Genomic DNA, 13,075 nt, shown 5'->3' on the forward strand with positions numbered 1-13,075 from the left:
GGCCCGCGCGGCCATGCGACGGCCCCCTGCCCGGCCGCAACCTCAGAACGGCCCGGTGAGCTCGCCCAGCTTGTCGGTCAGCCCGAGGTTCGCGGAGTAGTCGACCGGCACCGCGATCACCGACACCACGTCGTCGGCCAGCGCCTCGCGCAGCGTCGGCAGCAGCTCCTCCGCGCTGTCGACCCGGTAGCCGCGCGCCCCGAAGCTCTCGGCGTACTTCACGAAGTCGGGATTGCCGAACGCCACGTGGGAGTCGCGCCCCAGCTCCAGATCCATTTTCCACTCGATCAGCCCGTACGCGCCGTCCACCCACACCAGCACCACGAACGGGATCCGCTCCCGCACGGCGGTCTCCAGCTCCTGCGAGTTCATCAGGAACGCCCCGTCGCCCGTCGCCGCCACCACCCGGCGCCGCGGGAAGGCCAGCTTGGCGGCCAGCGCGCCCGGAACCGAGAACCCCATCGACGACAGCCCGTTGGAGACCAGCATCGTGTTCGGCTCGTACGTCGGGTACATGCGGGCCATCCACATCTTCACCGCCCCCGTGTCGGCCAGCACGATGTCCTCGCGCCCCATGGCCTCGCGCAGGTCGGCCACCACGCGGCGCGGCGACAGCGGGAACCCGTTCTCGGACCGCCCCTGCTCCAGCTCCTCGCGTATCATGCGGCGGATCTTCTCGCCGGTGCCGTTGATCTCGAACCGCCGGTGCACGGCGTCGCCGAGCGCGTGCAACGACCGCGAGATGTCCCCCTGCACGCCGACCGCCACCGGGTAGTGATCGTCCACCTCGGCCGGGAACTGGTGAATATGGATGATCTTCTTGTCCCGCGTCGGGTTGATCTTGACCGGGTCGAACTCCTGCAGCTCGTACCCGACGCTGATCAGCACGTCGGCCTCGTCGAAGCCGAAGTTCACGTAGTCGTGCCGCATGAACCCGACCGCGCCCAGCGCGTGCCGGTGGTCGTCGGGGAAGACACCCTTGCCGTTGTACGTGGTCGCCACCGGCAGCCCCAGCCGCTCGGAGAAGCGCACCAGCGCCTGCGAGGCTCGGGCGCGGGTGGCGCCGTGCCCGGCCAGCACGATCGGCCTGCGCGCGGTGGCCAGCACGTCGGCCGCGCGGGCGATCTGCGCGGGGGAGGGGTCCTGGGGGCGTACGACGTTGACGGGGAGCGGGCGCAGACCCGCAGGGAGCGGCGCGGACTCGACGTCCTCGGGGATGGCCAGGTAGACGGCGCCCGGCCGCTCGGTCTGTGCGGTCTTGAACGCCTTGCGGATCATCTCGGGCAGCGCCTGGGGCGCCGGCGCGAGCTCCGACCACTTGGTGATCGGCCTGAACAGCGACACCAGGTCCACCACCTGGTGCGACTCCTTGTAGATGCGGTCGAGCCCGACCTGCGCCGTGATCGCGACCACCGGGGTGCTGTTGGTGGTGGCGTCGGCCACGCCGAGCTGCAGGTTGATCGCACCGGGGCCCAGCGTTGCCGAGGCCACCCCCGCCTTGCCGGTGAGCCTCCCGTAGATCTCGGCCATGAACGACGCGCCCTGCTCGTGGCGTACGAGGACGTAGCGGATGGAGGAGTCCTTGAGCGCGTCGACGAAGTGGATGTTCTCCTCGCCCGGGATGCCGAAGACGTACTCGACGCCCTCGGCTTCCAGGGCCTGCACGATGAGCCGGGCCGCGGTGGCCTGCGCTGACATGCGAAACGCCTTCTTCCATGAACGGCCTTTTACCAGCCCAGCACGGGAAGCCCGCCGTTCATTCCATGCCGGGCTTCACCTGGGGAAACGCCGTTGGCCGACGTTGGCTCCCATGGGCCGCCGACGGCCCTGCGACGGCCCGGGAACGGCCCAGGCGCCGTCCGTGGGATCGGGCCTCGGCCGCCCAAGGGCAAGCGAGGCCCGATCAAAGACCATTCCGCATCGGTGGGACCTGATCTGGACTGATCCGAACCCGTAGCGGCGCTAGTCGGCCCGAGCTGGTGGAGTCTGGACAAGCCGCTGGTGTTCCAGGCCCGGCAGGAGCACTGTGCTCTCCTGCTCGCGCGGGTCGGTGCGGGCCAGCACGACCTCGGCCGGCTCGCTGTCGCTGAGGTTGACCGGCATGTGCGGGGTGCTGGCCGGGATGTAGATGAACTCGCCCTGGCGGGCTTCGAGGTAGTGCTGCAGGTCCTGGCCGTACCAGGCGCCCACCGCGCCCTTGATGACGTAGATGGCCGTCTCGTGGTGGTCGTGTTTATGGGCCTGGCCACTTCCGGCGGGCGGGATGGTCTGCAGGTGCATGCAGATGTTGCGGGCCCCCACGGTTTCGGCGGCGATGCCGGCGAAGAACTGGAGGTGTTGTTTGCCCTCGTACATCACGGCGGAGCGGACGACACGGCAGTGGCCGTCAGGCTGCGAGGAGTGGTCCACGACGTCTCCTCAGAGCCGGCCGAAGATCAGGTTGCCGGGCGCGTCCGGATCGGTGCTGCTGTAGAAATCGCGCTGCGCGGCGTGGATCTCGCCGACGTCCAGATGGCCGCTGGCGTCGGTATCGAGCCGGCCGAAGACCTCGCGGCGCTCGTCATCGGGCAGCGCGGTGATGCCGGGGATGGCGGCGAACTCCTCATAGGAGATCCGGCCGTCGCCGTCGGTGTCGCAGACGGCGAGGATGGATTCGGCGATGCGGCCGGCCGTCACGGCATAGCCGCTCGTGCGGAACTCCTCGCTGGCGAGATAGGCGACGAACTCGGCGCGGGTCAGCTGTCCGTCGCTGTCGTTGTCGGCGCTGTGAATCAGGGCGTTCCACATGCTCGCGTACGCGGCCAGCACGTCGCGGCCCTTGGCGGAGCCGGCGGGAACCCCGAACGCCGCCAGGAAGCGCACGGCGGCGGCCTCGAAGTCGTCCTTGGTGAGTACGCCGTCACCGTCGGCGTCGAACAGGGCGAATCGCTTGTCGAATTTCCGGGTCAGGATGTCAGGTACGGCGACAGTCATGGCACCTCCGGCCAGTGGGGAGCGGCGTCTCGACGGCACGAGCAACCTAACATCACGCAAAGCAACGGTCAATTGCTCTCCGTAATCAACGGTGGTGGGGTGGGTTGCCTGGCACGGCCTTGACCATCCGGCCGCTGAAGCGCACCGGTCCCGCTCGGCTAGGAATCCTGTGGACGTCAACGGGTCCCGTGCCGGGCGGCGGGATCGTGCTCGCCCGGTGATGCCGGCGGAGGTATCCATCGCCGATGGTGAGATCATCGAGGCCAACCGGTTCAAACGGACCCGCAGACCGAAAGCGTCCGGGGGCCAATCTGACACGACTGCGCTCACGAGGGACGGAGCGCGCGCCCTGGTGGCTGCGGTCGATGCCGACCACGGCCGGCCTGGCTTCGCACTTCGGCGTTCATCCGGGTCCTGCCGCACACCGGGATCCGGATCGAGGAGGCCGATGATGCTGCGTACGCTGCCGGCCCTGGAGCCGGCCGTGCCCGCTGCGGGAGTCGCGGCGTGTCGAAGGTCCGCTCCGGGGCGGTCTCCGGGAGCTCCCGGTCCGCTGGTGATCGTTCACCGCGCTTCTCCCGGTCGTCAGCCGGTGGGCAGGACGAGGCGGGCGGGAGCGGTGGTGACGGTGGCGGAGAAGGCGTCGAGGTCCGTCGTGGGGACGGCCACGATGATCGTCTGCTTGTCGAGGATATCCAGGACGAGCAGGTCGCGGAAGGATGCGGACGCCATGCGTACCTCGACCAGCCCGCCGCGGTGCGCGCGGTCCGCACCGGGGCCGACCGTCACGGTGGTCGCGCGGCGGTCTCGCAGGGACATGGTGAGGCGCGGGCCGAGATCGACGGGCCGTACCGGGGTGCCGCGGGTGAGCGGGCGCAGGGTGTACCGGCCCAGGAGCTCGCTCGTTTTCGCATGACGGGTCAGGTCCGCGGACGTCAGGGCGTGGAAGGAGGGGAGGTCGTGTGCGGCCTGTGGCTGGGCTCCTGTCGTGCCCGGCAGCGGTGGGGGCGTGAGCGTCGCGGCGACCCCGAACAGCGCGCCGAGGAGGATGACGGCGAGCGAGGGTGGCAGGCGTACTCGGGGGAGCCGCCGCCGTCTCTCCTCGGTGGCGACCTGGGCATGATCGGTCTCCTGGCGGTCGGGGTCAGGGCCGAGGTCCGGGGAGGCGGGGTCGAGGTTGGAGGCAGGGGCGGGGTCGGGGCCGAAGGTGGTGGCGGTGGCTGTGGGCCGGGGGGCGGGTGAGGGGCTGGGGTCCGAGCCCGGGTAGCCCAGCGCCGAGACCCGATCGAAGTCGGGCGCTCCCTGGTACCACACCTTGCCGAGCTGCTCCCATTGCTCACGTTCCCGCCCGGGACCGGCGGGCAGGCGAAGCTGTACGGCCTCCAGCAGCAGAAAGCGATGCACGTCGAAGGCGGCCCGTACCAGCTGCCCGTACGGCCGAGCGGCCCGTACGGCGGTGCGGTACCCGAGCACGGCGACCAGCCCGCCGCCCCACACGCACGCGGCGGCGCCCGCCCCCGACAGGAGCAGCACCCCGAGCACCCCGCCCACCAGCGCGAACAGCCCGCCGAGGAAGCTGACGGTCACCGCGGCCTCCAGCGACGCCGCCGCCTGGGCATAGGAGGCGTGGAACGTCTCGGGCAGGACGGTGTAGAGGCGCGGCCAGGCACTGACGGCGTCGAGCCCGTAGCGGTCGCCGTGTTCCTCGGCGGCGCGCAAGGTGTTGCCGAGCCGCGTGGGCAGCGTCCGGCTCGCCGATCGGGGATAGGTGAGGAACAGCTCGGGGTCGTGCGGGCCGCGCGCCGCCTGTCGGACGAGCTCGCGGGCGAGCAACCGCCTGCGCAGCGGACCGAGGAGCCGCCACGGCGGCCAGTGGCCTTCGTACCATCGGATCAGGCCGGCCTGGCCGGCGCCGAGGACGTGGCCGGCGATGACGGTGGCCAGCACGACGGCGAGGGTGACGAGCACGCGGCTCTCGGCGCTCTGCCCGTTCCACCAGGCCAGTGCGGTGTCCCAGCCGGTGCCGGTGGCGACGACGGCGGCCACCCCGGCGAGGAAGGCCATCAGAGGCACCCAGACGGTGGTGAGCTGCCGCCTGTCGAGCAGCGATGCGGTGCTGTCGAGCAGCCCCATGGGCTCAGCCCTCCCAGTCGGGGACGAGCGCGTGGTCCTGCCCTGCGGGGCACAGACCGTCGGGGGTCGGGTATTCCGGGAGGGCGCTGACGGTTCCGCATCGGGCGCATTTGATGCGGATCGCGTGGACCGGCTGGTTGGGCGGGCCGTACAGCTCCCAGTCGGCGTCCAGGACGGTACCGACGGCATCGCCGTCCGCGTCGAGCATCCTGGCGAGCTCCGCCCGGATGGCCGCCGGTCGCAGCACGCCGACCAGGCGGTCGCCGTCGACGACCAGGACGGCGGGCAGCCCGTCGTTGAGCAGGCGCAGCACGCCGGGCATGGCGGCGAGCGCGGTGACGTCGTCGTCGGGCGACATCACGACCGCGGGGGCGGGCCCGGCGGGGCCGACGACCCAGCGGGGTCGTCCTTCGTCGTCCACGGCCACGAGGGGGAGGTCGCTGCGGCCGGGGGCGTCGCCCGCGGGCGCGCTGCCGTAGTCGACCGCCATCAGCTCGCCGGCCGATCTGATCGGCGTCATACCGTCCTCCTTGTGGGTCGCACCGTGCCGGGTCTGTCGGGAAGGCTCACGAGTCGGGTCGGGTCGAGAAAGCTCATGGGTTCAGGACGAGTCGCCGATCAGGACGAACGCCGCCCAGAAGAAGGGGTGGGCGTACACCGGCCGGGTGAGGTCGGGAGCCGCCCCGGTGGCGGCGAGCAGCAGCGCCCGCTGCCGCAGCGTCTCGGCCGTGTGCCGGACGTCGGAGTCGGTGAGCGTCTCCAGGGCGGCGGTGCAGGCCGCGGCGGCCCCTGGGAAGTCGCGGGCCGCCAGCCGGATCCTGGCCTCGGCCACGCGCAGCCGGGCCCGCCCGTCGCCGGAGACCTGGGGCGTGGCGGAGCGCAGGTAGGCGAGCACCCCGTCGGCGGTGGTCTCGCGCAGCAGGCGCTGGGCCGTGCTCAGCGCCTCGACGGCGCTGCGCCGGGCGGCGAGCCCTTCGTAGAAGTGGCCGAGCAGCATGGCCGTGGCGAGCTCGTCCACGGTCCACTGGCTGACCAGGAGGGCGGGGGCTCCCGCGTTGAGCACGGAGCGGACGAGGCCGAGCAGCTCGTCCCCGGGCCGGGCGGCCGTGACGCCGCTGCGGCAGGCGGCGAGCACCACGAGTATCCCGGACAGGTGGAGGGTGCGGAAACGTTCGGCGGTGAAGAGCCCGTCGGCGAGCAGCACGCCTGAGCGCATCGGCGCCCGCGGGTCGAACACCCCGTGCGCGCCCACGTGCAGGATGTCCGGTGCGGCGCGGCGCAGCCTGGTGGTCAGCCGGGCGCCGGTGGCCTGCGCGTCCGCCAGGACTTCCGTGGCGAAGAGCCGCGCCAGGAGCGCGGCCTGCGTGGCGCCGAAGGTCAGCGGGGCCGCCGCCGGAGGGTCGGCGACGACGAGTGCGCGTTTGCGGCGACCACCGCGCCCGGCCCGGCAGTGCCGCAGCAGCGAGGCACTCGGCACGTACGCCACGGGGTGCCCTGCCAGGCGCGGGTCCACGGCATGCAGCGGCACCCGGTGCAGCGCGTCGTGCGGCACCAGCCACAGCCGGTCGCCGGGCGCGAGCCGTTCGGCGACCGGCGCCACGAGGTTCACCAGGAGCTCGTCCGCGAGCAGCGTGGAGACACGCGCCAGCGCGGCGGGGTCGCGGGGTGCGGCCTCCAGCGTCGCGCTGAGCTCGGTGACGAGCTCTCTGACCGAAGTCAGCGGGCACGGCACGGTCACCAGCTCCGGCTCCGCGTCGCCGGCACTGGCGATCATGATGACGGCCTGGCCCGGGGTGAGGAAGTACTCGGCGAGGTAGGCGCGACCCGGTCCCTTCGTGGCGAGATCCTCCTCCCGCAGCAGCTCGCGCAGCTCGGCGTAGGCCATGGGGTCACCGTGCTCGCCCGCACCCGCCTGCTCGCCGTGCTTCGGCGCGCCCGCCCGCTCGCCGAGCAGATCCAGCAGGACGCGGGACCGGGCGATCTCGGAGAGCTGGAAGACCGTCCCCCCGCGGGACTCGGGCCAGCCCTCGCCGGGCCGCGCGCCGGCCTCGGCGAGCAGGGTGACCATGGCGGAGACGAGCCGTTCGGCCGGGGCCCCGGCCGTCAGCCTGAGCTCGGAGTCGCGCGTCACCGCACGCAGCCGCTGATGGAGGTCCAGCGCGCGGGCCAGGGTGTCGTACGCGGCGCGGGCGTCGATCCGGCGCAGCGCGAGCCCGATGTCGACGAGCAGCAGATACGCCTGGATCGGCTGCTCCTCGCTCTCCAGAATGTCGGCCGCCTGACGTAACAGCCCGGCGCCCTCGGCGTGGCCGCCCAGCATCCAGCTCTTGACGCCGGCCTCCATCAGCGCCTTGACCTGGGCGCTCTCATACTCCCTCGCCAGCACGAGCGGCGGCATGTGCTGCTCGCCCAGATCGATGTCGTAGGGGTCGGCGGTGCGCAGGCTCGTGGTGACGTCGCTCCACTCGTAGAGGACCAGTTGTCTCTGGTAGAGCCGCCACGACTGGCGCAGATCGCCTGCCTGGCGGGCCTCCCTGTTGATCACGACGAGGTCCCTGCGGCGGGGACGGACCGCCTCAGCCGCCCGACGGGTCTCCTCGGCGAGCCGCTGCTCGCCCAGGGCCTCCTGACAGGAGGCGACGGCGATCAGCAGCATGCGCCGCATGGCCGGCACCAGCCCCGGGCGGTCGAGCAGTGGCCGCAGCTCGGCCAGGGCGTCCTGGGGCAGCATGAGTTGTGACATCGGGGCGGTGACCGTGGCCATGCCCTGGGTGGACAGCTCGCCGGCCACGACGTTGACCAGCCCGTGCGCCAGCCGCAGGCGCCACGACCGGCGGAACTCGGCCAGCGCCTCCTCCTTGCGGCCCAGGGCGTACATGATCTCGCCCCTGGCCTGCGCCACGTGGGCATCGCCGAGGTCGACGGCTCGCTCCAGTGCCGGCGTCGTCTCCACGACCGGCGACCGCGCCAGGCGCAGCAGCCGCTCGGCCAGCTCCGGCCAGTGCAGGGCCGCCTCCCCTGCCCTGGCGACGGTCGGATGGATCTCCTCCAGATCCTTGCTCTGCATGCTCGACTGGACGGCCAGCCGGCCTTCGTGGCAGAGCGTGTGCGGCAGCGACAGGTCAGGCGGCAGCCGCCGCCAGGCTTCCAGCCGCTCGGCGCGCAGGTCGTAGGAGTACTGGCGGGTGCCCTCCGCGAACCTGCGGTGGTCGAATGTACGCGGGCGAAGCCGGGGCCCGCGTACCAGGCGGTAGAGCAGGACCGCGACCGGGGAGCGTCGCCGGAGCAGGGCGCTCGCGACCCAGGTCCGCAGGACCAGCCCCCGGTAGTCCTCGTCGCCGTCGCTGAACCGCTGGGCGTCGAGCCTGCGCGGCATCGCCTGCGGCGTTGCGAACAGCCGCAGGCCCATGACCTGCAACGGCACGGAGAACCCCACGACGAGCGCGCCGAACACCGCCATCCTCTCGCCGTCGTGGAACAGCCCCATCAGGTAGACGAACAGGCCCTTGTCGAGGGCGGCCCGTACGAACACGCCGACCGGGCCGCCGAGCTGACGCACGCGCGTCAGCTCCTGCGCCGCCAGCAGCAGCGCCAGCCAGAACTGGTACGGGTGCAGCCACGTGCTCGCGTCCCACAGATCGACCAGCCACGCGCCGAGCACGCTGAACGCCGTCAGGTACGCCAGCGAGGTCCCCTGGCTCTCGGCCGCCAAGGTACGCGCACGCTGGGGCGGCGACAGCCGTCGCGTCACGACGAGGAACCCCAGGCTCATGGCGGTGATCGTCACCGCAGGGGCCAGGAGGAGGACCGCGGGGATCGGCGACCCGCGCAGCACGGCCCACCCGGCCAGGGGCACAGGGAGCAGCGCGATGCCTGCGTACACGACCGGCCAGAGACGCACGCGCTCATCGTGACAGCTCCCCGGAGCACTCACCTAGTCACTGTCCGAATCCGGTCAATGCCCTGGAATCCGGTACCCCGTAGCGGGACTCTGGATCGTGCCCACTTTCCTCCAGCTCGCCGGGTTCGGGCTCGCCGGGCTCGCGGGCTGGTGCCTGCTGATGTTGCGCCGCAGTCGCGCGCGGAAGAAGGACCCGCGCCTGCTCTTCCTCGAGTTGCTCGTCAAGCCCGGCAGCCGGCTGGCGCCGCTGGTCCTGCCCGCGCTCGCGTGGGGTGCCGCCGCCGTGCTCGCCGCCGCCCCGCTGCGGTGGCCGGACCCACGGCTGCTCGTGCCCGTCGCCGTGCTCGCGGGTCTCGTACCGCTGCCTGGCGCCGCGCTGGGTGCCGCGCTGGCCTACTCCTTCGTCCTGCCCGACCCGGCGCTGCTGCTGACCGTGGCGGCGCCGCTGACGGCCGGGGCGCTCGTCAGGCTTGTGCACGTCCGTCCGGTGCGATGGTGGTCATTCACCGCCTTCGCCAGGACGATGGGGCGCTGGGGCTCGATCGTCGTGCCGCCGATGCCCGTCGACTGGTTCTGGTCCGTCATAGGAGCCGCCGCGGCGCTCTCCCCGCTGGTCGCGCTGGCCCTGACGCTCGACGGGCCCGACCTGGGCCTGCGCGCGGTCTGCGCGGTGCTGGTGTCGGTCCAGCTCGGCACGCTCACCGTCGTGGCACAGCGCAGGCACCGGTGGGTCCGGCGGGTGTGCCGCGGCGCGCTGGCCGCGGCGTCTGCCGCGGCCGCGCTGGTGGCGAGCGGTCCGGCGGGGGCATGGCTGGTGGAGCGCTGGCTTTCCGCCCCCTATCTCACGGGCCTGCTCGGCGGGGCCATCCTGTCGGCGGTCGCGGTGTTCGCGTGGACGGGACGCTACGACGATCTCGGGCTCTGGCGCCTGGTGACACAACTGCTGCGGGTGCTCACCGGCTTCGGGCTGCTCCCGTTCTGGATCGTCACGGTGTTCCACCCGGTGCACGACCTCCTGGTCGCGGCCACCGTGCTCATCGGGGCCGAGACCGTCCTCGTCCTGGTCCACCATCTCACCTCCATGGGCTCGCGCCTGGAGCAGTTGGAGGAGCGCATGTACGCGCAGACGGTGCTCTGGGATCCCCTCACCCGGGTTCACCAGCTCGGACCCTGGCTCTACGACGGTTTCCTGAGCCGGCCGGGGCACGTCGACTACACGCCGGTCCGGGTCTGCCTCGGCATGGCGGTGCTCGGCGCCCGTGGCCACGCCGCGCCCGGCCAGAGGTACGCGTTCAAGCCCGGCTCCTCCCGCCCGCTCGCCGGGCTGGAGGCGCTGCGCTGGACGCAGGCGGCCGGTCAGTCGATCGACCTGGTCGACAGCGAGGTGGCAGGCCGCCTTCCCGCCGGCCTCCGCGACGGCCTGCGCCGCCACCAGGACCTGGCCCGCGCCGACCTGGCCGCCGGCCGCGCGGTCGTCCTCAGCTATGCGTTCCAGTGGCAGGACGCCCTGAACGAGTTCCGCGACGCCACCCAGAGGTATCGGGTGCTGGGGGAGACGGAGGGTGAGAATCTCGGCAGGACGGGCGCCGCCTGGATCCTCGCCTTCCACCTCTCCCAGCCCGGGGCCGCCGCAAGGGAGCTGGCCCTGCTGGCCCCGTCCGCGGCACCGGACGGGCTGACCAGGTGGGCGCGCGTCGTCGCCGGAGCCGTGGCCCTCGCGAACGGCGACGGCGCGGCCGTGTCCGAGCGGCTCCGGCAGGCCCGCGCGCTGCCGTCCGAGCCGCGCCTCGGCAGGGCGCACCCGGCCTTCGTCACGGGCGTCACCGAGATCATCGCGGCGGTCGAGACCCACCTGAACCTCCTGCTGTCCTCCGAGCTCAGCCCGCAGAAGAGGGAGTGATGGACGCCGCCCGCGAACGGGTGAGCGGAATCGGTCCGGCCGCGGGAGCCGTTGGGTCAGGGGTGGCGCGAACGCCACCGGGAACTGCTTGGCGATCTCCAGCGCGGTGAGAGGGCCCGGCGCTGTGGCTGTGTGACCAGGCGTTTGCGAGGGTGAAATCGAGATCCGGTCGGTGGTGCTCGATCCCGCCGAGTACGCCGTGCCGAGCTTGTCCCATCACAGCGTCGCGGGCAGGCTCAGCCATGGTTTGTCGGTGGCGTCGAATCCGGTGAGCTCGGCGATCTTCCCGTCGACGATGTGCAGGACCGCGATGTTGAACAAACGGTATTCCGGGTCGTCGGGGGTGCGGCGGTACAGCACGGCGGCAGGCATGCGGTTGACCGTCGTGGCGATGCAGCGCCAGTCGTCGTAGCCGCGCTGGAAGAGTCCACCGGAGACCCAGCCGTCCACCGCGTCCTTGGCCGTGACGACCAAGGTGCCGGGATCGGGCAGCATCGCGAAGCGCAGGTCGTCGCGCAGCAGGGCCATCAGCCCGTCGAGGTCGTTGCGCTCATGGGCGTCCATGTACGACTTCACCACGCTCCGCTCGTCATCCGACAGCTCGTGCGTGGCAGGGCTCCGCCAGTCGAGGCGGCGGTCGGGCAGCTGCTCGCGCATCGTCACGCGCGCCCGCTGCAGTGCGCTGGTCACCGATGCGACGGTCAGCTCGAGGGCGTTGGCGGCCTGCGACGCCGGCCAGCCGAGGACGTCGCGCAGGATGAACACCGCCCGCTGCCGCGGCGGCAGATGCTGGACGGCGACGATGAACGCCAGCTCGATCGTCTCCCGCGCCACCACCGACTCCTGCGGGTCCTCCGGGAGCATCCGGTCCGGGTAGGGCTGCAGGTAGTGCACTTCCGAGCCCGAGCCCGGCAGCTCGGCAGGCACGGGTGTGCGGTCGTTGCGCTTCTCCAGGAAGTCGAGGCAGGCGTTCGTCGCGATCCGGTACAGCCAGGTCCGCGGCGCAGCGTGGCCCTTGAACGACTCCCGCTTGTTCCACGCCCGCAGGAACGTCTCCTGCGTCAGGTCCTGGGCGTCCTCGTAGTTCGCGAGCATCCGGTAGCAGTGCACCTGCAGCTCATGCCGGTAGCGCTCCGTGATGAGCGCGAACTGTGCTGCGTCGTTCGAACGGGCCGCCGCGATGAACGCGGCCTCGTCGTTGCCGAGCAGGCTGGCGTCGGTCATGGTCGTCAATCCTTCCGCGGGTGGCTAGGAGCTACCAGAACTGACGACGTGGCGGAGGATTTCTGAGCGGTGAAGCCGCTGACACCGGGGCGTTCGTCAGGCCGGATGGGGCGGGTCGATCCAGGGTACGCGTTCGGGTCGGGCACACCCTCGATGTCGAGGTGGGGTCCCCAGTAGTTCCGGGGAAAGATCGGGCGGATATGGCTGATCTGGCTGATCTGGCTGATCGCCCAGTGCAGCGGCCGATCCCGGCCGGCCGGCGGCAAGCCCTATGCGTCGTCTTCGGCGTCCGGGCCACGCGACGGACGGTGGCTGCCGCCCGACGTCGGGTAGGTGAAAGCTGTAGTGCCCGTCGATGCTGATGTGGTGGCGCACGAACGGCGACAACCGCGGCACGTCCTCGACGAGCACCGGATAGCCCTGGGCGCGCAGCTCGGCCAGGGCGCGGTCCATGCAGACGGTGTTCCACAGCACGATGCAGTTGAGCACGAGGCCCAACGCGGACAGCCGGCCCTCCATGCCGTCGTAGTAGGCCTTGGTGACCTTGCCCTTCTTGCCGTGAAACACGCGTCGCGCCAGGTCGTGAAGCCCCTCGGTGAGGGTGGCCCGGGACTTGATCTCACGCCGCCGAGGGAGGCCGGGTTGCCGGCACATGTCCTCCCAGTGCTGGGTAATCCGGTCGGGGTCGATGCGCCACAACCGCTGATCTGGCAGGTTGGCCGGCTGGGGCCGGTACTGGCGGCCCAGCAGGTGCAGCAGGCCGAACACGATGTCGCTGTTCATGTGGACACTGTCAGGGGCTGTCGCCTGCTCCTGTCTGCGCACGGCTTCCAGCGCCAAGCCGTGCGCCGGCGGGATCTTTGTGTGCAGGTTGGCGTCGGGGTGGGTCGGTGACGATCAGCGGGAACCGGTCAGCCTGGCTCCCCAGGTGGTTCGCTGAGTCC

The 13,075-nt window shown here is 71.8% G+C and carries 9 protein-coding genes; 1 reads left to right on the forward strand and 8 read right to left on the reverse strand.

Annotation, left to right across the window (positions count from 1 at the left end; translation table 11 throughout):
- Positions 1-42 precede the first annotated feature (42 nt).
- The 6 genes from ACBJ59_RS50745 to ACBJ59_RS50770 form a co-directional block, all read right to left on the reverse strand.
- The gene (locus tag ACBJ59_RS50745) at positions 43-1,698 is read right to left on the reverse strand and encodes an acetolactate synthase large subunit (RefSeq protein ID WP_375117183.1); all 1,656 of its coding nucleotides are present in this window, start codon (positions 1,696-1,698) and stop codon (positions 43-45) included.
- 264 nt (positions 1,699-1,962) lie between these two features.
- Positions 1,963-2,409, reverse strand: a complete 447-nt coding sequence (locus tag ACBJ59_RS50750) for a cupin domain-containing protein (protein ID WP_375117184.1) — start codon at positions 2,407-2,409, stop codon at positions 1,963-1,965.
- A gap of 9 nt (positions 2,410-2,418) precedes the next feature.
- On the reverse strand, positions 2,419-3,045 hold the full coding sequence (locus ACBJ59_RS50755; RefSeq protein ID WP_375117185.1) for an EF-hand domain-containing protein: 627 nt from the start codon (positions 3,043-3,045) through the stop codon (positions 2,419-2,421).
- Between the two features lie 513 nt (positions 3,046-3,558).
- Positions 3,559-5,106: a hypothetical protein gene (locus ACBJ59_RS50760; protein ID WP_375117186.1), complete on the reverse strand. Its 1,548-nt coding sequence runs from the start codon at positions 5,104-5,106 to the stop codon at positions 3,559-3,561.
- Positions 5,107-5,110: 4 nt separating this feature from the next.
- Entirely contained in the window at positions 5,111-5,626 is a 516-nt protein-coding gene (locus tag ACBJ59_RS50765) for a hypothetical protein (protein WP_375117187.1), read from the reverse strand.
- 81 nt (positions 5,627-5,707) lie between these two features.
- Positions 5,708-9,007, reverse strand: coding sequence for a CHAT domain-containing protein (locus ACBJ59_RS50770; protein ID WP_375117188.1), 3,300 nt, complete (start codon positions 9,005-9,007; stop codon positions 5,708-5,710).
- Positions 9,008-9,104: 97 nt separating this feature from the next.
- Between ACBJ59_RS50770 and ACBJ59_RS50775 the strand changes: the two genes are divergently transcribed.
- The gene (locus tag ACBJ59_RS50775; RefSeq protein WP_375117189.1) at positions 9,105-10,907 is read left to right on the forward strand and encodes a hypothetical protein; all 1,803 of its coding nucleotides are present in this window, start codon (positions 9,105-9,107) and stop codon (positions 10,905-10,907) included.
- Positions 10,908-11,123: 216 nt separating this feature from the next.
- On the opposite strand, the gene ACBJ59_RS50780 is transcribed toward ACBJ59_RS50775, so the two are convergent.
- Both ACBJ59_RS50780 and ACBJ59_RS50785 read right to left on the reverse strand, forming a co-directional pair.
- Complete coding sequence (locus ACBJ59_RS50780; RefSeq protein WP_375117190.1) at positions 11,124-12,131, reverse strand: RNA polymerase subunit sigma-70; 1,008 nt, start codon at positions 12,129-12,131, stop codon at positions 11,124-11,126.
- 96 nt (positions 12,132-12,227) lie between these two features.
- Positions 12,228-12,914: a Tn3 family transposase gene (locus ACBJ59_RS50785; RefSeq protein WP_375117191.1), complete on the reverse strand. Its 687-nt coding sequence runs from the start codon at positions 12,912-12,914 to the stop codon at positions 12,228-12,230.
- Positions 12,915-13,075 lie beyond the last annotated feature (161 nt).

The sequence above is a fragment of the Nonomuraea sp. MTCD27 genome (assembly GCF_041950495.1).
GTDB lineage: Bacteria > Actinomycetota > Actinomycetes > Streptosporangiales > Streptosporangiaceae > Nonomuraea.

Excerpts from the sequence above, each read along its gene's own strand:
- ACBJ59_RS50745 (WP_375117183.1), bottom strand. The coding sequence starts at position 1,698 with ATGTCAGCGCAGGCCACCGCGGCCCGGCTCATCGTGCAGGCCCTGGAA.
- ACBJ59_RS50780 (WP_375117190.1), bottom strand. The coding sequence starts at position 12,131 with ATGACCGACGCCAGCCTGCTCGGCAACGACGAGGCCGCGTTCATCGCG.
- ACBJ59_RS50765 (WP_375117187.1), bottom strand. The coding sequence starts at position 5,626 with ATGACGCCGATCAGATCGGCCGGCGAGCTGATGGCGGTCGACTACGGC.
- ACBJ59_RS50760 (WP_375117186.1), bottom strand. The coding sequence starts at position 5,106 with ATGGGGCTGCTCGACAGCACCGCATCGCTGCTCGACAGGCGGCAGCTC.
- ACBJ59_RS50785 (WP_375117191.1), bottom strand. The coding sequence starts at position 12,914 with ATGAACAGCGACATCGTGTTCGGCCTGCTGCACCTGCTGGGCCGCCAG.